This window comes from Microbacterium sp. cf332, assembly GCF_900102175.1.
Taxonomy (GTDB): domain Bacteria; phylum Actinomycetota; class Actinomycetes; order Actinomycetales; family Microbacteriaceae; genus Microbacterium.
Map to the genome: position 1 here is coordinate 414 of NZ_FNKN01000003.1, position 18,711 is coordinate 19,124.

The following is an 18,711-nucleotide window of genomic DNA, read 5'->3' on the forward strand; positions in this document are numbered from 1 at the left end:
TCGTATCCGAAGCGTGATGGTGACCGTCCGTCGTATCCGAAGCGTGATGGTGACCGTCCCTCGTACGGTGGCGCGCGTCCGCGTCGCGATGGCGACCGTCCGTCTTACCCCCGTCGCGATGGCGACCGTCCGACGTACCCCCGTCGCGATGGCGACCGTCCGACGTACCCCCGTCGCGATGGCGACCGTCCGACGTACCCCCGTCGCGATGACCGCGACGGCGGCGCGCGCGCCTCGCGTCCGCCGCAGGGCTCGGAACGCCGCGAGGTTCCGCGCGGCCCGGAGATCCCCGAGACCGTCACGGCTCGCGATCTCCCCGGCGCGGCGCGGAACGAGCTCAAGACCCTCAGCAAGGAGAACGCCGAGCAGGTCGCCCGCCATCTCGCGATGGTCGCTCAGCTGATCGACGACGATCCCGAGCTGGCCCATGAGCACGCCCTCGCCGCATCCCGGCGGGCTGGTCGCGTCGGCGTGGTGCGCGAGACGGTGGCCATCACCGCTTACGCCACCGGCGACTACGCGCTCGCACTGCGGGAGCTCCGCACGTACCGACGCATCTCCGGCAGCGACGATCAGATCGCGATGATGGTCGACAGCGAGCGGGGCGTCGGGCGCCCCGATCGTGCCCTCGAGGTCGGTCGCGCGGTCGACCGCGCGACCCTTCCGATCGAGGTGCGCGTCGAACTCGCCATCGCGATGTCGGGTGCCCGCCTCGACCTGGGCGAGACCGAGCGCGCACTTCAGGAGCTCGATATCCCCGAGCTCGACCCCGATCGCGCGTTCTCATGGAGCCCGGCGCTGTTCGCCGCGCGGGCAGCCGTGCTCGACGATCTCGGTCGCACCGACGAGGCGGCGGTGTGGCAGCGTCGCGCCGTCGTCGCTGAGGAGGCGCTCGGCGCTACCGACGCCGACCGGGAGCTGATCGTGGTCGACGACATCGACGAGACCGCCGCACTCGAGAGCGAGGCGCCGGCGACGAACGAGCAGGGGGAGGGGCGCTGATGAGCCTGTTCTCCCGCCCGAGCGCGACGCCTCTCGACGGGGTCGACGCCGTGCTCGCCGACCTCGACGGGGTCGTGTACGCCGGACCCGGTGCACTGCCGCACGCCATCGAGAGCCTGAACCGCGCCGGTGAGAAGCGGCGCCTCGGGTACATCACGAACAACGCCTCGCGGCGCGATTCGGTCGTGGCCGAGCACCTCCGGGAACTCGGGCTGGAGGCGACGCGCCCCGAGGACGTCATCACGAGTCCGCAGGCCGCGATGCGCCTGCTGCGCGACCGCGTGCCACAGGGTGCGACCGTGCTCGTCGTGGGCGGTGACGGCCTCGTGCACGAGCTCGAGAAGGCGGGCTACGTCGCGACGCGCTCCGCCGACGACGCGCCGGCTGCCGTCGTGCAGGGGTTCGCTCCCGAGGTGGGGTGGGCGCAGCTGGCCGAAGCCGCTTACGCGCTTGCGACACCCGAGGAGGACGGCGGCATCCCCTGGATCGCCACCAACACCGACTGGACGATCCCGCAGGCCCGCGGCATCGCGCCGGGCAATGGCACCCTCGTCTCGGCTGTGCACACGGCAGTCGGCCGGCTGGCGACAGTCGCGGGCAAGCCGGAACGCCCGATCTTCGACGAGGCCGTCGCGCGGTTCGGCGCCGAGCGGCCGCTCTTCATCGGCGATCGTCTCGACACCGACATCGCCGGGGCGCAGGCCGCCGGCATCCGCTCGGCGCTCGTGCTCACCGGCATCGACCGGCCCAAGCACGTGCTCGCGGCACCGGCGACGTCGCGACCCACCTACATCGTCGGCGACCTGCGCGAGTTGCACGAGCCGTACCCCGAGGTGAGGACGAAGGGCGAACTGACGAGCGTCGGCCGGTCGTCAGTGCGCATCGACGGCGCGGACATCGTGATCGTCGAGGAGGGCGATCGCCCCGTCGATCTTCTCCGTGCCGGCGCGGCGGCTATCTGGGCGACCGGGCGCGCGATCTACGGGTTCCGCGTCCCGGAGCGTCTTTACGCGGATCCGTTCCACCGTCCCTGACCCCGCGTATCGTGGAAGGCATGTCGATGGAGGGCGCGATCCCGGCCGATCACGAGCACGCCGCGAGCGAGAGCGCCGCCGAGCAGTGGCGTGACGACCTCGTGTCGTCGCTCGACGTGATCGAGGACCAGCCGCTCAGCGAGCGCGCCGCCTCATACGCCGCGCTGCACGACGAGCTCGCGCGGCGCCTCGACTCCGGTCCCACCGGCGTCGCGTGAGCACGCGACTCGATTCGGCTCTGGCGGCGCGAGGTCTCGCGCGTTCGCGCAGTCACGCCGCGACGCTGATCGCCGAGGGCCTCGTCTCCGTCGACGGGCGCACGGTCGTGAAAGCGTCGCACCCCGTGCCGGACGATGCCGTCGTGATCGTGGCGGGCGCCGACCATTACGTCAGCCGGGCCGCGCACAAGCTCATCGCCGGTCTCGACGCCTTCTCGATCACGGTCGACGGGCGCAGTGCGCTCGACATGGGCGCCTCGACGGGCGGGTTCACGCAGGTGCTGCGCGAGCGCGGCGCCCGGCCGGTCGTCGCGGTCGACGTCGGACACGGGCAGCTCGCGCCCGCCGTCGCGGCCGACGAGCACGTGATCAGCGTCGAAGGATTCAACGTGCGGAACCTGACGCCCGCGTCGCTCGAGGCCGCCGCCGGCTGGGCGTTCGCGCCGGAGGTCGTCACCGGTGATCTCTCGTTCATCTCCCTCGAGTACGTGCTGCCCGCCGTCGTCTCGGTCTGCTCGCCGGACACCGATGTTGTCCTGCTGGTGAAGCCGCAGTTCGAAGTCGGCCGGACCGCCGTCAAGGGCGGGCTTGTCACCGACCCGGGTCTGCGCGCGGATGCCGTGACCGGGGTCCTCTGGGCGGCATGGGATGCCGGGCTCGGCACCCACGGCGTGATCGCCTCGCCGCTGGTAGGTACCCACGGCAATCAGGAATACGTCGTCCATCTGTGCGTCCGCGTCGGCGACGAGGGCAATCCGACACAATGGATACACACGGTGGACGAACTGGCGGGAGCCTGATGACCGACGCGACGCGCAATATCCTCGTCGTCGCGCACGCCCGCCGTCCGGACACCGTCGCGGCGGCGAAGCGCGTGCTCGACGCCCTCGCCGGTGCCGGCGCGCGGCCCGTGCTCGCCGCCGACGACCGAGCCGAGCTGGTGGCCGAGCTCGGCGAGCTGCCGGGCGTCCTGACCCTGGATCGCGACGTGCGCGTCGCCGACCTCGAGCTCGCGATCGTCCTCGGCGGTGACGGCACGATCCTACGAGCGGTCGACCTCGTACGCGGTGGCTCGGCCCCCGTCCTCGGCATCAACATGGGGCACGTCGGCTTCCTCGCCGAGATCGAGGCCGACGACATGGATGACGCCGTCGGGCGCGTGATCGCCCGCGACTACGACGTCGAGGAGCGCATGGCGCTCTCGGTACGGGTGAAGGACGGCTCGGGCGACGTCGTCTACGAGACCTGGGCGCTGAACGAGGCGACGGTCGAGAAGGCGAGCCGCGAGCGGATGCTCGAGGTCGTCCTCGAGGTCGACCGCCGCCCGCTCTCGGCGTTCGGCTGCGACGGCGTCGTCATCGCGACCCCCACCGGCTCCACCGCCTACAACTTCTCCGCCGGCGGCCCGGTGATCTGGCCGGACGTCGAGGCCGTCGCCGTGGTGCCCCTCTCAGCCCACGCGTTGTTCGCGCGTCCGCTCGTCGTGAGCCCGCACGCATCCATCGCCATCGAGGTCGGAGCCGGAACCAACGGCACCGGCATCCTCTGGGCCGACGGCCGCCGCTCGCACGAGCTGCCCCCCGGGGCGCGGGTGGTCGTGCGGCGATCGAGCACGCCGGTGCGCCTCGCGCGGCTGCATCCCGCCGCGTTCACCGACCGGCTCGTGCAGAAGTTCCGGCTGCCGGTGGTCGGTTGGCGCGGGCCGATCGTCGAGCTGCGGGACGGCGCATCGTGATCGAGGAGATGCGCCTGCGCGGCCTCGGGGTCATCGCCGAGGCGACGCTGCCCATGGGGCCGGGCTTCACCGCGATCACCGGCGAGACCGGTGCCGGGAAGACGATGGTCGTGACGGGACTCGGGCTGCTGCTCGGGCAGCGCGCCGACTCCGGTGCCGTGCGCGCGGGAGCACCTCAGGCCTCCGTCGACGGTGTCTGGATCGTCGACGAGAACGGACCCGTCGCCGACCGCGTGCGCGAAGCCGGCGGTGAGCTCGAGCCGATCGGCGGGGGGCGTTCCGAGCTGTACCTCGGGCGCGTCCTATCGAGCGAGGGACGCAGTCGTGCGAGCGTGGGAGGGAGGCCGGCTCCCGCCGCGGTGCTCGCCGACCTCGCCGAGCAGCTCATCGTCGTGCACGGGCAGTCCGACCAGCTGCGGCTGAAGTCCGCCGTCGCCCAGCGCGACGCCCTCGACCGTTTCGGCGGGCCCGCCCTCGTGGCTGTGCGCGACCGGTACCGAGCCGCATACGACGCCTGGCGGGCGGTCGACACCGAGCTCGCACAGCTCGACGCGGACCGTGACGCGCGTCGGCGAGAGGCCGACGACCTGCGCGCCCGGATCGCCGACATCGAGGCCGTGGCACCTCAGCTCGGTGAGGACGCCGCCCTCGCCGAGCGTGCCGAGAAGCTCGCGAACGTCGAGCAGCTACGCGCCGCGGCGGCGACCGCCCACGACGCGCTCTCGAACGACGACGAACTGCCGGATGCCGTCTCGCTGCTGGCCGAGGCACGTCGCGCGATCGAGCGCTCGGCGGCCAGCGACGCCGCCCTCGCCGTCTTCGTCGAGCCGCTCGCCGACCTCGCGTACCGCGCGGCCGATCTCGTCACGGGGCTCAGCGCCTACCTCGCCGACATCGACGAGAGCGGACCGCAGGAGCTCGCAGCCGTCGAGGAGCGCCGCGCGGCGCTGAGCGGCCTGTTGCGCGTGCACGGCACGCTCGACGAGGCGCTGAGTCTGCTCGAGACCGGTTCCGCCCGGCTCGTCGAGCTCGACGACGACGGGGACCGCGTCGACCGGCTGCGTGCGCAGCGCAACGAACTGGACGAGAAGCTGGATGCGGCTGCGACCGAGCTGACGGCGGCGCGCACGGCCGCCGCCGAGCGGCTGGGAGCCGCGGTGACCGCGGAGCTGCGCGAACTGGCGCTGCCCGACGCCCGGCTGATCGTGAACGTCGAACCGGGCACGCCCTCGGCATCCGGTCGCGACGACGTGACGATCCTGCTCGCCCCGCATCCCGGGGCCGAGCCGCGTTCGGTGGCCAAGGGCGCTTCGGGCGGCGAGCTCAGCCGGGTGATGCTCGCGATCGAGGTGGTCATCGCCGCCACGGATCCCGTGCCCACCTTCGTCTTCGACGAGGTGGACGCCGGCATCGGCGGCGCCGCTGCGATCGAGGTCGGTCGCCGGCTCGCTCGGCTCGCCGAGACGAGCCAGGTCATCGTCGTGACCCATCTGGCGCAGGTGGCGGCCTTCGCGACGAATCATCTCACCGTGGTGAAGTCGCACGACGGCTCGGTGACGGCGTCGAGCGTCCGCCGCCTCGAGGGCGGCGAACGCGAGGGCGAGATGGCGCGTCTGCTGTCGGGACTGCCCGATTCCGACGCCGCGATCGAGCACGCGCGCGAACTGCTGAACCTGTCGCGTTCCTGACTGATAGAATAGAAGCCCGTGACGGACACTCATCGCGCGGCCTCTTCCCAGAACACCACCAAGCACATCTTCGTGACCGGTGGTGTGGTCTCCTCTCTCGGGAAGGGACTGACCGCCGCCAGCCTCGGCAATCTGCTCACCGCCCGCGGACTCCGCGTCGTGATGCAGAAGCTCGACCCGTATCTGAACGTCGATCCCGGCACGATGAACCCGTTCCAGCACGGTGAGGTCTTCGTCACCGACGACGGTGCCGAGACCGACCTCGACATCGGCCACTACGAGCGCTTCCTCGACATCGAGCTGAGCCAGGCGGCCAACGTGACGACGGGCCAGATCTACTCGCAGGTGATCGCGAAGGAGCGCCGGGGCGAGTACCTCGGCGACACGGTCCAGGTCATCCCGCACATCACCGACGAGATCAAGCGGCGCATGCGCCTGCAGGCGACCGAGGAGCCGCGGCCCGACGTCATCATCACCGAGGTCGGCGGCACCGTCGGCGACATCGAATCGCAGCCCTTCCTCGAGGCGGCGCGTCAGCTGCGTCACGAGCTGGGCCGCGACAGCGTGTTCTTCGCGCACGTCTCCCTCGTGCCGTTCATGGGTGCCTCCGGCGAGCAGAAGACCAAGCCGACCCAGCACTCGGTCGCAGCGCTCCGGCAGCTCGGCATCCAGCCCGACGCCCTCGTGCTGCGCAGCGACCGTCCCGTCAGCGAGAGCAACCGCAACAAGATCGCCCTCATGTGCGACGTCGACGTCGAAGGCGTCGTGAACACCGTCGACCTGCCGAGCATCTACGACATCCCCTCGACGCTGAACTCCCAGGGACTCGACGCGTACATCGCCCGTCGCCTCGGCCTGGCCGAGCGCGCCGGCGAAGTGGACTGGACGCGGTGGAACAAGGTGCTCGACGCCGTGCACAACCCGAAGCACGAGGTCACCGTCGGGCTCGTGGGCAAGTACATCGACCTGCCCGACGCCTACCTGTCGGTGACCGAGGCGCTCAAGGCCGGCGGATTCGCGCAGGAGACGAAGGTCAACGTCACCTGGATCCCCTCGGACCTGTGCGAGACGCCGGAGGGCGCCGAGAAGGCGCTCGCTGCCGTCGACGGCATCGTCGTGCCCGGCGGCTTCGGCATCCGCGGCATCGAGGGCAAGCTCGGCGCGCTCAGGTTCGCGCGCGAGCAAGGCATCCCCACGCTCGGCATCTGCCTCGGCCTGCAGTGCATGGTCATCGAGTACGCGCGGAACGAGGCGGGTCTCGCCGGAGCGTCGTCGAGCGAGTTCGACCCCGACACCGAGTTCCCGGTCATCGCGACGATGGCCGAGCAGGTCGACATCATCGCCGGGGGCGACCTCGGTGGCACGATGCGCCTGGGCCTGTACGAGGCGGACCTCGCCGAGGGATCGCTCGCGGCCGAGGTGTACGGCGCCACCCGGGCGTCGGAGCGCCACCGTCACCGCTACGAGGTGAACAACCGCTACCGCGACCAGATCGCCGAGGCCGGCCTCGTCTTCTCGGGCCTCTCGCCCGACCGCAACCTCGTCGAGTACGTCGAGCTGCCCCGCGAGGTGCACCCGTACTACATCGCGACGCAGGCCCACCCCGAGCTGCGTTCGCGGCCGACCGAGGCGAACCCGCTGTTCCGGGGACTCATCGCGGCCGCGCTCGACCGACACCGTGCGAGCGAGCTGTTCGAGGTCGACGATGCCTGAGCTGAGCGACGAGCCCGTCGAACCCGAGGTCGTCTCGAGCGAGCTGGTGTACTCCGGCCACGTGTGGGACGTGCGCAGCGAGACGGTGCGCTTCGGCGACGGCGAGATCACTCGCCAGTTCGTGGACCACCCGGGAGCGGCCGCCGTGGTCGCGATCGACGACGACGAGAACGTGGTGCTCATCCAGCAGTACCGGCATCCGATCCGTCACCGCGACTGGGAGATCCCCGCGGGGCTGCTCGACGTCGCGGGGGAGCCGCCGATCGAGACGGCGCGGCGCGAGCTCGCCGAGGAGGTCGACCTCGTCGCCGAATCGCTCGAACCGCTCGTGAGCATCTTCACGACGCCGGGTGGCAACGACGAGATCATCCACGTGTTCCTCGCCCGCGGCCTCCGTGCCGCGCCCGACGCGTACGAGCGCGAGGACGAGGAGGCCGACATGCGCGTCGAGCGCGTGCCGCTCACGGAGGTCGTCGACGGCGTGCTCGCCGGCCGCTTCCGCAACGGCATCCTGGCGACGGGTGTGCTCGCTGCGGCCGAACGGCTCCGACGGGGCTGACGGACGTGCGGCTCGACCGCGCCGTCGCGGCGTACCTGCGCCACATCTCCGTCGAACGCGGGCTGTCGGAGCACACCGTCGCGGCCTACCGGCGCGACCTCGACGCCTACATCGCGTGGCTGGGGGAGCAGGGCATCGCCGACGCGGCCGACGTCACGGTCGACGATGTGACCCGGTTCGCCGAGGACGCGGCATCCGCCGATCCGCCGCCAGCCGCCACCTCGCTCGCGCGACTGCAGTCGTCGCTGCGGGGGCTGCATCGCTTCCTCGCCCGCGAGGGGATCGTGGATGCCGATCCGACGCAGCGGCTGCGCCCGCCCCGCACGCCGCGCCGGCTGCCGAAGGCTCTGACCGTCGAGCAGGTCGAGAGCCTGCTCGACGGTGCGGGACCCGCACCGGGCTCCGCCACGGAGTCGGATCTGTCTGCGGTGCGCGACCGTGCGCTGCTCGAACTGCTGTACGCGACCGGCGCGCGGGTGTCGGAGGTCGTGCAGCTGGATGTCGACGACCTGGCCCTCGGCGATGTCGTCCGTGTGCGCGGGAAAGGGGCGAAGGAGCGCATCGTGCCCGTGGGGTCGTTCGCGCGCGCAGCCGTCGACGCGTATCTCGCACGGGCCCGGCCCGAGCTGTCGCGACGCGGGCGGGCGAGCCCGCGCCTCTTCCTCGGGGTGCGGGGCGCCCCGCTCTCACGGCAGAGCGCCTGGCTCGCCATCCAGCAGGCCGCCGAGCGGGCGGGGCTCACCGCCCACGTCTCACCGCACACGCTCCGGCACTCCTTCGCGACCCACCTGCTGCAGGGCGGCGCCGACGTCCGGGTCGTGCAGGAGCTCTTGGGGCACGCCTCGGTCGCGACGACGCAGATCTACACGCATGTGACGGTCGACACGCTGCGTGAGATCTACGCGACCTCGCATCCGCGCGCGCGCTGACCGGTCCCGTCGCGACTTTTTCCCGGGACCGGCACCGCCGCACGCCGGCCGTGCGGAACAGGATGGGAGCATGGCCGCATCCTCCGTCCCCGCGCGCGAGACGCGTCCCGGGTCCGCCGTCGCGATCTTGTGGATCGTCACCGGGGCGATCGGCTGGGTCGTGTCGTTCCTGCTCTACCACGAGTACATCGGGCAGCTGACCGGCGCCGAAGCCATGATCACGTGCGACATCAGCCCGATCGTGACGTGCGGCCCCAACCTGCTGAGCCCCGGAGGCAACCTGCTCGGCTTCAGCAACTCGATCATCGGGATCGTGCTGTTCCCGGGTGCCGTGTTCGCCGGGGTGTCGGCCCTCGCCGCGAGATCCGGGCTGCGCCCCTGGTACTGGCGCGTGTTCGCCCTGTTCGTGACCGGGGCCGTCGTCTTCGTGCACGTCCTGGCGTGGCGAAGCGTGTTCGAGTACGGCTCGCTGTGCCCGTGGTGCATGGTCGTATGGCTCGTCACCATTCCGCTCTTCTGGACAACGTGCGGGTGGACCCTGCGGGCCGGGGTATGGGGCCGAGGCGCCGGGGTCGAGCGCGTCGGGGCGTTCGTGCTCTCGTGGAGCCCGCTCATCGTCGTCCTGGACTACCTCCTGATCGCCGTGGCCGCCCAGCTGCGACTCGACGTGCTCGGCACCCTCTGAGGCGGGGCCGCGGTCTGCGCACCGCGCCCCGCCGCGTGCTCTCCCGGCGTGCCGCGCGTGCCTGTGCGAGAATCGATCGCACGCTACGGAAAGCAGGAGTCTCGGTGACGGACAAGTCGCGGAAGGCCGGGAAGGCCCCCACGGAAGACACCCCGATCGGACCCACCGGTCGGCCATACCGAGGTTTCCCGACCCCGCCGAAGCTCGACGGCCACGGCCCGGCGCGCATCATCGCCCTGTGCAACCAGAAGGGCGGCGTCGGCAAGACCACGACGACGATCAACCTCGCCGCGGCGCTCGCCGACTACGGCCGCAAGGTGCTCGCGGTCGACTTCGACCCGCAAGGCGCGCTGTCGGCGGGTCTCGGGATCGCCACGCACGACGTCCCGACGATCTACGACCTGCTGCTCGACACCAAGCGCGACCCGCACGAGGTCATCGTCTCGACCTCGGTGCCCGGCCTCGACGTCATCCCCGCGAACATCGACCTGTCGGCCGCCGAGGTCCACCTCGTGAACGAGGTCGCCCGCGAGACGATCCTGGCGCGTGTGCTGCGCGGCGTCTCCTCCGAGTACGACGTCATCCTGGTCGACTGCCAGCCCTCGCTCGGGCTGCTCACCGTCAACGCGCTGACCGCGAGCCACGGGGTGCTCATCCCGCTCGAGTGCGAGTTCTTCGCGCTGCGCGGCGTCGCGCTGCTCATCGAGACGATCGACAAGGTGCGCGACCGCCTCAACCCCTCGATCGAGCTCGACGGCGTGCTCGCCACGATGTACGACCCGCGTACCCTGCACTCCCGCGAGGTGCTCGAGCGCGTCGTCGAGGCGTTCGGCGACGACGTCCTCGAGACCGTCATCGGCCGGACCGTCAAGTTCCCCGACGCCTCGGTCGCGGGCGTCCCGATCATCACCTTCGCGCCGGAGCACCAGGCAGCGCAGGCCTACCTGCGCCTTGCGCGGGAGCTCGTCGCCCGTGGCGCCGTCGCCTGACGGCATCGTCGACGCGGCCGGGGCGGCCGAACCCGTGCCGGGGGCGGACGTCGAGGACGCAGCCGACCACGTGGCGGCCGCGGAGGCGCAGGAGGCGCCGGGCTTCCGGGTCTCGCTGACGAACTTCGACGGTCCCTTCGACCTGCTGCTGAACCTGATCGGCAAGCACGAGCTCGACATCACCGAGGTCTCGCTCAGCAAGGTCACGGACGAGTTCATCGGGTACCTCCGCGGTCTGGAGCCCGAGGAGCTCGACGCCGCATCGGAGTTCCTCGTGGTGGCCGCGACGCTCCTCGACATGAAGGTGGCCGGGCTGCTTCCGCAGGGCGAGCTGATCGATGCGGAATCCGTCGCACTGCTCGAAGCGCGCGATCTGCTCTTCGCCCGACTGCTGCAGTACCGGGCGTTCAAGCAGGTCGCCGGATGGTTCGCCGAGCGCGTCGTCGCCGAGGACCGCCGCCACACCCGCTCGGTCCGTCTCGACGAGAAATACCGCGCGGCCGCGCCGGAACTCGTGTGGACCCTGACCCCCGACGACTTCGCTGCTCTCGCGATGCTCGCCTTCGCCCCGAAGGAGATCCCGGTGGTCGGGCTCGACCACCTGCACGCGCCGCTCGTGTCGATCCGCGAGCAGGCGGCCGTCGTGGTGACGCTGCTGCGCGGCGCGGGTACCCTGAACTTCCGCGAGCTCATCGCCGGCGTCGCGCAGCCCGGCATCGTCGTGGCACGCTTCCTCGCCGTCCTCGAGCTCTACCGTCACGCGGCGCTCTCCTTCGAGCAGCTCGAGCCGCTCGGCGAACTGACGCTGCGATGGACCGCCGAGCGCTGGTCCGAGGAGAACCTCGCCACCCTGGGAGCCGACTATGACCGATGACCCCACGCCCACCGTCGCCGATGTGGCCCGTCGGCTCGAGGCCATCCTCCTGATCGTCGACGAGCCGCAGAGCCTCGTCGCGCTCGCCGCCGCCGTCGGCGCTCCCGTCCCGGCCGTCCGGCAGGCGGTCGCCGGGCTCGTCGCCGACTACGACGGCGAGACGGGCGGACCCCGTCGCGGCTTCGAGCTGCGCGAGGTCGGCGGGGGATGGCGCATGTACGTCCGTACCGAGCACGACGCGCTCGTGAGCGAGTTCGTCAACACGCAGGCGCCCTCGCGCCTGTCGCAGGCGGCGCTCGAGACCCTCGCCGTGATCGCATACAAGCAGCCGGTGTCGCGCGGACAGGTCGCGTCGATCCGCGCGGTCAACGTCGACTCGGTCGTGCGCACCCTGCTCTCGCGCGGACTCGTCACAGAGGTCGGCCACGACCCCGAGACGGGGGCCATCCTCTACGGCACGAGCGACGCACTGCTGGTCAACCTCGGCATCAACTCGCTCGACGAGCTGCCGCCCATCTCGCCGTTGCTCGACGACGGCACCGACGGTTTCGAAGGAGAGGCGCCGCGATGACGGATGCCGAAGGCGTACGCCTGCAGAAGGTCCTCGCCAACGCGGGCGTGGCGTCGCGCCGCGTGTGCGAGCAGCTGATCGTCGAGGGCCGCGTGCGGGTCAACGGCGTGACGGTCACCGAGCTCGGAAGTCGCATCGATCCCGAGAACGACGTCGTCGACGTCGACGGGACCGCGGTCCAGCTCGACACCACCAAGCGGTACGTCATGCTGAACAAGCCGACGGGCGTTGTGAGCTCGATGAAGGACGAGAAGGGTCGTGCCGACCTGCGCCGCTTCACGAAGGACTGGGACGAGCGGCTCTACAACGTCGGCCGCCTGGACGCCGAGACGAGCGGCCTGCTCGTGCTGACCAACGACGGTGAGCTCGCCCATGTCCTCGCCCACCCGTCGTTCGGGGTCACGAAGGTGTACATCGCGAAGGTGCGCGGTCGGGTCACGCCCCAGACCATCGCGCGGCTGACGACCGGCGTCGAGCTGGAGGACGGCCCCATCGCAGCCGACAAGGCACGGTTGCTCGACATCTCGGGAGAGACGAGTCTCGTCGAACTGACGCTGCACTCGGGTCGCAACCGGATCGTCCGTCGGATGATGTCGGAGGTCGGGCATCCGGTCGTCGACCTCGTCCGGCGTCAGTTCGGGCCGCTCCACCTGGGAACCCTCCCGGCGGGACGCGCCCGCGAGTTGACTAAAGTGGAGCGAGGTGCGCTGCTGACGCTCTCGCGCAGCGCCGACGGTGCCGCCCCGCACCCGACTTCTCCGGAGAACCCGTGACCGATCCCTCGCCCGCTCCCGTGCGCCGCGGCCGTGCCGCGCGCACGGTCGGCACCGTGCGCATCGTGGGCGCCGGGCTGCTCGGGTCGAGCATCGGACATGCGCTGCGCCTGCTCGGCGTGGACGTCGTGCTCGACGACGCCTCGCCCGCGCAGCTGCGCCTCGCGGTCGATTACGGCGCCGGGCGCCTCGCCGCCGCCGACGACCGCCCCGTGCTCGTCGTGGTCGCCGTACCGCCCGACGTGACCGCGGATGTCATCGAGCGCGAGCTGCGGGCGCATCCGGGCATCGTCGTGACGGACGTCGCGAGCGTCAAGCTCGAGCTGTACCTCGAGCTGCGCTCCCGCGGCGTCGACCTCACCCACTACATCGGCTCGCACCCGCTCGCCGGCCGTGAGCGCGGCGGCGCGATCTCGGCGCGCGCCGACATCTTCGCCGGTCGCCCCTGGGTGGTCTGCCGCGACGCCGAGACCCGTGCCTCCGACCTCGCGGTCGTCGAAGGCCTCGCGCTCGACCTCGGCGCGATGCCGCTCGAGATGACGCCGGAGGAACACGATGAGGCCGTGGCGCTGACCTCGCACGTCCCGCAGCTGATCGCGAGCCTCCTCGCCGGTCGTTTCGTCGGGGCGCCCGAGGGCTCGTTGCGCCTCACCGGTCAGGGCGTGCGCGACACGACGCGCATCGCCGCATCCGCTCCCGAGCTGTGGGTGCAGATCCTCGGCGCGAACGCCGCGCCCGTGGTCGCCGTCCTCGACGACCTGGCCGCCGACCTGCATGCCGTCGCCGACGCGCTCCGCGACCCGGGCGCACCGGGGGCTCGACGAGCGGTGGCCGACACGATCCGCCGCGGCAACGAGGGCGTCGAGCGCCTGCCGGGCAAGCACGGGCAGAACCGGCGCTTCGAGCAGATCGTCGTGCGGGTCGACGACACGGCGGGCCAGCTCGGGCGTCTGTTCGGCGACCTGGGCGAGCTCGGCGTCAACATCGAGGACCTGCGGCTCGAGCACTCCCCGGGGGCGCAGTTCGGACTCGCCGAGTTGAGCGTCGTCCCGAGCGCCGTCCACGAAGCCGTCGCCGGGCTCGAGGAGCGCGGCTGGAAAATCGCGAGCGTGCCGCATGCCTGAGACCCTTCCCGTGACCGTCGCGATCGACGGGCCCGCCGGCAGCGGCAAGTCGAGCGTCTCGAAGCAGGTCGCCCGCGTGCTCGGCTTCGGATTCCTCGACACCGGCGCCGCCTATCGCGCGCTCGCCTGGCACGTGCTCGACCGCGGCGACGACACCGCGGACGCCGATGCCGTCGTGCGCGCGCTCGACGACTTCGACTACGCGATCTCGCTCGACGCCGACGACCACTGGGTCCGCGTCGGCGACGACCTCGTGACGGCCGACATCCGCGAGCCGCGCGTGTCGGCGGCCGTCAGCGGCGTCGCCCGCGTGCCCGAGGTGCGCGAGCGCGTGAACGTCCTGTTCCGGGCACTGGTGGCGGCATCCGGTTCGGCGGGGGTCATCGTCGAGGGCCGCGACATCACGACGGTGGTCTTCCCCGATGCGCCCGTGCGCATCCTGCTGACCGCCAGCCCCGAGGTGCGCGCCGCGCGCCGCAGCGCCGAGCTCACGGGAGAGGATGCCGCGGCGGTCGCCGAGGCGCTCCACCGCCGTGACGCCTCGGACTCGCAGGTCGTCGACTTCCTTACCGCCGCTCCCGGCGTCGTGGTGGTCGACTCGACCGATTTGGACTTCGATCGGACCGTGGACGCCGTCATCGACGTCGTGCGCACCGCGACAGGAGAGAACTGATGGCTACCACCGACGACGAGTACGAGGGCGGTCCCGACCAGCTCGAGGAGAAGCTCGCGAACCTCGACGAGCAGCTGGCCGACCAGCGGGCGGCAGCGCTTCGCGCATCGCTCGCCGACTACGAGCTCGACGAGGACGACGCCGACCTGCTCGCGGGACTGACCGCGGGAGGCGAGGTCGTCGAAGTACTGCCGGCGCTGCCGGTGGTCGCGATCGTGGGGCGCCCGAACGTCGGCAAGTCGGCGCTCGTGAACCGCATCCTGGGCCGTCGCGAAGCCGTCGTCGAGGACACCCCGGGTGTCACGCGCGACCGGGTGAGCTACAAGGCCGAGTGGCTCGACCGCCGCTTCACCCTCGTCGACACCGGCGGGTGGGAGCCCGACGCCCGCGGCATCGACCGGTCGGTCGCGGCACAGGCCGAGGTAGCCATCGACCTGGCCGACGTCGTGCTGTTCGTCGTCGACGCGATGGTCGGCGCCACCTCGACCGATGAGGCGGTCGTGCGGCTGCTCCGCAAGAGCGACAAGCCGGTCTTCCTCATCGCGAACAAGGTCGACGACGCGCGCCAGGAGCCCGAGGCCGCTGCGCTGTGGAACCTCGGCCTCGGCGAGCCGCATCCGGTCTCCGCCATCCACGGCCGCGGAGTCGCCGATCTGCTCGACGAGCTCATGAAGGTCCTCCCCGAGGTCTCGGCCGTCGCGAAGAACGAGCTCGGCGGACCGCGTCGCGTCGCGATCCTCGGTCGACCGAACGTCGGCAAGTCGTCGCTGCTGAACAAGGCGGCCGGCGAAGAGCGTGTCGTCGTCAACGACCTCGCGGGCACGACCCGCGACCCCGTCGACGAGGTCGTCGAACTCGGCGGCAAGCTGTGGCGCCTGGTCGACACCGCCGGCATCCGCCGCCGCGTGCACCTGCAGCAGGGCGCCGACTTCTACGCGTCGTTGCGCACGTCGGCGGCCCTCGAGAAGGCCGAGGTCGCCGTCGTCGTCCTCGACGTGACCGAGTCGATCAGCGTCCAGGACCTGAACATCATCGACCTCGTGCTCGAGTCGGGTCGCGCCCTGATCCTCGCCTTCAACAAGTGGGATCGCCTGAACGACGCCGACATGGACAACGCCGACCGGCGCCGGTACCTCGAGCGCGAGATCGAGCAGGATCTCGCCCACGTCACCTGGGCGCCGCGGGTGAACCTGTCGGCGCGTACGGGGCGCCACCTCGACAAGCTGGTCCCCGCCCTCGAGACGGCGCTGCAGTCGTGGGATCAGCGCATCCCCACCGGCAAGTTCAATGCGTTCCTCGCCGAGCTCGTGGCGGAGCACCCGCATCCGCTGCGTGGCGGCAAGCAGCCCCGCATCCTGTTCGGCACGCAGGCGTCGACGCGTCCGCCGACATTCGTGCTGTTCACGACCGGATTCCTCGACCCGGGCTACCGCCGCTTCATCCAGCGCCGCCTGCGTGAGATCTTCGGCTTCGAGGGCACGCCGATCGTCACCAACATGCGGGTGCGCGAGAAGCGCCAGCGCTGACCGGCTGAGCGCCATTCACCTGGCGGTTCGCGCCCCGACGCACGGGTTGTGGGGGCGAGATCTGCCCGGTGAAGCGCGTGGCGGGGAGCGGGGAACAGGGCTCAGCGCTTCTCGGGTGACGCGCGCCGCACCATCGCGGTCGCGTCGGGCGTCTCGAACCCGAAGTCGGCGTAGAGGGTGTGGGCGTCGCGCGTGAAGAGCGTCCAGCGGAAGTCGTGTCCCGGCCCCTCGTCGATCATGCGTTTGAGGATGCGGTGCGCGACACCCGCGCCCTGGTGCTCGGCGACCACGAACACGTCCGCGAGGTAGGCGAAGCCGACGCCGTCCGAGACGGCGCGGGCGAACCCGATCTGCTCGCCGGTGTCGCCGCGGTACGCGCCGACGACCCGCCACGCCCCGTCGAGCTGGGCCTCGAGCGCCGCGCGGTCGCGCCACCGGCCCCAGTAGGCCTCGGACGAGAGCCAGCTCCAGACCCTGTCGCGCTGGATGCGGGCGGGGGAATCATCGATCTCGTAGTCCACGTGACCATTGTGGGATGCCGCCGCCGTCGGGCACGGCCGGTAACACGATGCCAATCGCGAGCCCGTGGACCCGGGCTGTGTCAGGCTGTGGTGATGACCGACGACCCCACCGCCGCGCCGCGTCCGCCGCACGGTCCGCGTGACCCGGGCGATGCCTGGGTCGTCGCGCCGTCGGGCGAGCGCTACTGGGGCCGCTTCGGCGCCGCGGGCCTGCTGGCCGTCGACGCCGATCAGGGCGTGCTGCTGCAGCACCGCGTCTCGTGGAGCCACTTCGGCGACACCTGGGGCCTGCCGGGCGGTGCCCGTCACGCGGGGGAGTCCGCGCGCGACGGTGCCCTGCGCGAGTCCGCGGAGGAGGCCGGCGTGCCCGCCGAGGCGGTGTCACCGCGGTTCCTCAGTGTCCTCGATCTCGGGGTGTGGACCTACGGGACCCTCGTCGCCGACGTCACCACCCCCTTCCAGCCCGTCATCAGCGACCCCGAGAGCCGCGAGCTCGCGTGGGTGCCCATCGACGCGGTCGAGTCGTACCCGCTGCATCCCGGCTTCGCCGCATCCTGGCCCCGCCTGCGCGAGCTGCTGTCGCTGCGCCCGGTGCTCGTCGTCGACGTCGCCAACGTCGTCGGCTCGGTGCCCGACGGGTGGTGGCGCGATCGCGCCGGCGCCGCCGACCGTCTGCTCGAGCAGCTCGCAGCGTTCGCGGCTCGGGGAACCGATGCCGCGGGCCTCGATCTGCCCGAGCACACCTGGTTCCCGCGCGTCGTCGCGGTCGTGGAGGGGCAGGCGACGGCGGTCGCCGAGCCCGCCGGTATCGAGCTCGCGCGCGCGCCCGGTGCGGGAGACGACGCGATCGTCGCCGCAGCGGCGGATGCTATCGCCGCGGGCGGTCGGGTCACCGTCGTGACCTCGGACCGCGGTCTGCGCGCCCGCGTCGAGACGACCGGGGCGCGATCGGTCTCGACGTCCTGGCTGCGCGACCGCCTGTGAGCCCCGCCGGGGGAGCACCGCTCCGCCCGGCCGCATCAGCCGCACCGCGGAGGCCCGCCTCGCGGCGCGGGACAGCGGTGCTTCTCGCGGTCGGCGTCGTCGTCGCCGGGCTCCTCGTGCACGGGGTCCTCCCTGATACGGCCGCGACCGACATCGCAGGTGACGCGCTCTACGCTCTCCTGATCCACCTGCTCGTCGTCGCCTGCGCGCCGGGACTACGGCCCATGCTCGTCGGCGCGGTCGCCGCCGGCTGGTGCGTGGCGATCGAGCTGCTGCAGCTGAGCAGTCTGCCGGGGGGCGCTGCCAGGATCTTCCCACCGGCGATGCTCGTGCTCGGAACCGTCTTCGACGCCCGGGACCTCGTCGTGTACATCGTGACCGTCGCCGCCGCCGTGGCCGCGGATGCCGCCTGGCAGCATCGGCCGACCCACGCTCAGCGGTCGGCGCGGTCGAATCGCTGAGGGCCGCGGTCGGCCAGCGCCGTGGAGGCTCCGGCGATGATCAGATCGAGGGCGGCCGAAAAGCCGTCGTCGTCGGCGTCGGCGACGCGCTGCGGTGACAGCTGCGCGGGCGGGGCGGCGGCTCCCCACTGGTCGGCGCTGCGCCGCTGCTGCTGATGGAACGTGAAGCCGACGACGAAATGCGTGACGGCGTCGGCGATCGTGTCCGAGAGACCGGGTGGGGCGGCGGACTCCGCGCCGATCGCCGCGAGGGGAGCGTGGACGGGCGGGTCGACGAGACCGAGGGCGAGCGAGCTCGACACCACCTCGGCGCCGTCGCGATGGGAGAGAAGACTGTCGCGCAGCCGCATGGCGAGGTCTCGCGCGGCCACGTCGAGCACCGGGCCGGCGTCGGAGGCGGCGGCTGGCCGCGGAGGACTCGTCACCGTCGCGAGGATGCGTCCGCTGACGGCGGCCAGCAGCTCCTGCTTGTTCTCGACATGCCAGTACAGCGCGCTCGGCTGCACCCCGAGATGCTCGGCGAGCCGACGCATCGAGAGATCGGGCAGGCCGACGCGATCGAGGAGCTCGAGGGCGGCGTCGACCACGTCGTCCTTCGAGCGCCGGGTCCCGCGCGCGCTCGGGTTTGAACCGTCGACGACCATGGCGCTAC

Annotated in this window: 20 protein-coding genes and 1 pseudogene; 19 read left to right on the forward strand and 2 right to left on the reverse strand. The window is 71.8% G+C overall.

Annotated features, from left to right (window positions below; translation table 11 throughout):
• From BLT21_RS15870 to der, 17 genes and pseudogenes are all read left to right on the forward strand, one after another.
• A pseudogene (locus tag BLT21_RS15870) lies at positions 1-1,002 on the forward strand (primosomal protein); the annotation flags it as partial.
• Complete coding sequence (locus tag BLT21_RS11605) at positions 1,002-2,036, forward strand: HAD-IIA family hydrolase (RefSeq protein WP_091502303.1); 1,035 nt, start codon at positions 1,002-1,004, stop codon at positions 2,034-2,036. The pseudogene BLT21_RS15870 and the gene BLT21_RS11605, both read left to right, overlap by 1 nt.
• Positions 2,037-2,056: 20 nt before the next feature.
• Positions 2,057-2,254 (forward strand): hypothetical protein, encoded by a 198-nt coding sequence (locus BLT21_RS11610; protein WP_256336057.1) that lies wholly within the window; start codon positions 2,057-2,059, stop codon positions 2,252-2,254.
• The gene (locus BLT21_RS11615) at positions 2,251-3,054 is read left to right on the forward strand and encodes a TlyA family RNA methyltransferase (protein WP_091502305.1); all 804 of its coding nucleotides are present in this window, start codon (positions 2,251-2,253) and stop codon (positions 3,052-3,054) included. The genes BLT21_RS11610 and BLT21_RS11615 overlap by 4 nt, the downstream gene beginning before the upstream one ends.
• Complete coding sequence (locus BLT21_RS11620) at positions 3,054-3,989, forward strand: NAD kinase (protein WP_091502307.1); 936 nt, start codon at positions 3,054-3,056, stop codon at positions 3,987-3,989. The genes BLT21_RS11615 and BLT21_RS11620 overlap by 1 nt, the downstream gene beginning before the upstream one ends.
• Positions 3,986-5,677, forward strand: a complete 1,692-nt coding sequence (gene recN, locus BLT21_RS11625; RefSeq protein WP_091502309.1) for a DNA repair protein RecN — start codon at positions 3,986-3,988, stop codon at positions 5,675-5,677. Before BLT21_RS11620 ends, recN begins: the two co-directional genes overlap by 4 nt.
• Positions 5,678-5,695: 18 nt before the next feature.
• Complete coding sequence (locus tag BLT21_RS11630) at positions 5,696-7,390, forward strand: CTP synthase (protein WP_091502311.1); 1,695 nt, start codon at positions 5,696-5,698, stop codon at positions 7,388-7,390.
• The gene (locus tag BLT21_RS11635) at positions 7,383-7,949 is read left to right on the forward strand and encodes an NUDIX domain-containing protein (protein WP_091502313.1); all 567 of its coding nucleotides are present in this window, start codon (positions 7,383-7,385) and stop codon (positions 7,947-7,949) included. The genes BLT21_RS11630 and BLT21_RS11635 overlap by 8 nt, the downstream gene beginning before the upstream one ends.
• A 5-nt stretch (positions 7,950-7,954) precedes the next feature.
• Positions 7,955-8,878, forward strand: a complete 924-nt coding sequence (xerD, locus tag BLT21_RS11640; RefSeq protein ID WP_091502315.1) for a site-specific tyrosine recombinase XerD — start codon at positions 7,955-7,957, stop codon at positions 8,876-8,878.
• A gap of 70 nt (positions 8,879-8,948) precedes the next feature.
• Positions 8,949-9,563: a vitamin K epoxide reductase family protein gene (locus BLT21_RS11645; RefSeq protein ID WP_091502317.1), complete on the forward strand. Its 615-nt coding sequence runs from the start codon at positions 8,949-8,951 to the stop codon at positions 9,561-9,563.
• A 104-nt stretch (positions 9,564-9,667) separates the two neighbouring features.
• Positions 9,668-10,552, forward strand: coding sequence for a ParA family protein (locus BLT21_RS11650; protein WP_091502319.1), 885 nt, complete (start codon positions 9,668-9,670; stop codon positions 10,550-10,552).
• Positions 10,536-11,426, forward strand: a complete 891-nt coding sequence (locus tag BLT21_RS11655; RefSeq protein WP_371113443.1) for a segregation and condensation protein A — start codon at positions 10,536-10,538, stop codon at positions 11,424-11,426. Before BLT21_RS11650 ends, BLT21_RS11655 begins: the two co-directional genes overlap by 17 nt.
• Positions 11,416-11,997: an SMC-Scp complex subunit ScpB gene (scpB, locus tag BLT21_RS11660; protein ID WP_091502323.1), complete on the forward strand. Its 582-nt coding sequence runs from the start codon at positions 11,416-11,418 to the stop codon at positions 11,995-11,997. Before BLT21_RS11655 ends, scpB begins: the two co-directional genes overlap by 11 nt.
• Entirely contained in the window at positions 11,994-12,770 is a 777-nt protein-coding gene (locus tag BLT21_RS11665; RefSeq protein WP_091502325.1) for a pseudouridine synthase, read from the forward strand. Before scpB ends, BLT21_RS11665 begins: the two co-directional genes overlap by 4 nt.
• A complete protein-coding gene (locus tag BLT21_RS11670) occupies positions 12,767-13,894 on the forward strand; it encodes a prephenate dehydrogenase (protein WP_091502328.1) in 1,128 nt (375 codons plus the stop codon). The genes BLT21_RS11665 and BLT21_RS11670 overlap by 4 nt, the downstream gene beginning before the upstream one ends.
• Positions 13,887-14,567: a (d)CMP kinase gene (gene cmk, locus BLT21_RS11675; protein WP_091502330.1), complete on the forward strand. Its 681-nt coding sequence runs from the start codon at positions 13,887-13,889 to the stop codon at positions 14,565-14,567. The genes BLT21_RS11670 and cmk overlap by 8 nt, the downstream gene beginning before the upstream one ends.
• Positions 14,567-16,093, forward strand: a complete 1,527-nt coding sequence (der, locus tag BLT21_RS11680; protein WP_091502332.1) for a ribosome biogenesis GTPase Der — start codon at positions 14,567-14,569, stop codon at positions 16,091-16,093. The genes cmk and der overlap by 1 nt, the downstream gene beginning before the upstream one ends.
• A 101-nt stretch (positions 16,094-16,194) precedes the next feature.
• Here der and BLT21_RS11685 read toward each other — a convergent pair whose 3' ends face one another.
• Positions 16,195-16,614: a GNAT family N-acetyltransferase gene (locus tag BLT21_RS11685; RefSeq protein WP_091502334.1), complete on the reverse strand. Its 420-nt coding sequence runs from the start codon at positions 16,612-16,614 to the stop codon at positions 16,195-16,197.
• Positions 16,615-16,707: 93 nt separating this feature from the next.
• Here BLT21_RS11685 and BLT21_RS11690 point away from each other — a divergent pair, with 93 nt between their 5' ends.
• Both BLT21_RS11690 and BLT21_RS11695 read left to right on the forward strand, forming a co-directional pair.
• Positions 16,708-17,598, forward strand: coding sequence for an NUDIX domain-containing protein (locus BLT21_RS11690; RefSeq protein WP_176786897.1), 891 nt, complete (start codon positions 16,708-16,710; stop codon positions 17,596-17,598).
• Positions 17,599-17,675: 77 nt separating this feature from the next.
• Positions 17,676-18,059 (forward strand): ribosomal maturation YjgA family protein, encoded by a 384-nt coding sequence (locus BLT21_RS11695; RefSeq protein ID WP_256336058.1) that lies wholly within the window; start codon positions 17,676-17,678, stop codon positions 18,057-18,059.
• Here the strand turns inward: BLT21_RS11695 and BLT21_RS11700 are convergent.
• A complete protein-coding gene (locus BLT21_RS11700; protein WP_091502338.1) occupies positions 18,032-18,703 on the reverse strand; it encodes a TetR family transcriptional regulator in 672 nt (223 codons plus the stop codon). The two genes, BLT21_RS11695 and BLT21_RS11700, sit on opposite strands and share 28 nt — an antisense overlap.
• Positions 18,704-18,711: the final 8 nt, after the last annotated feature.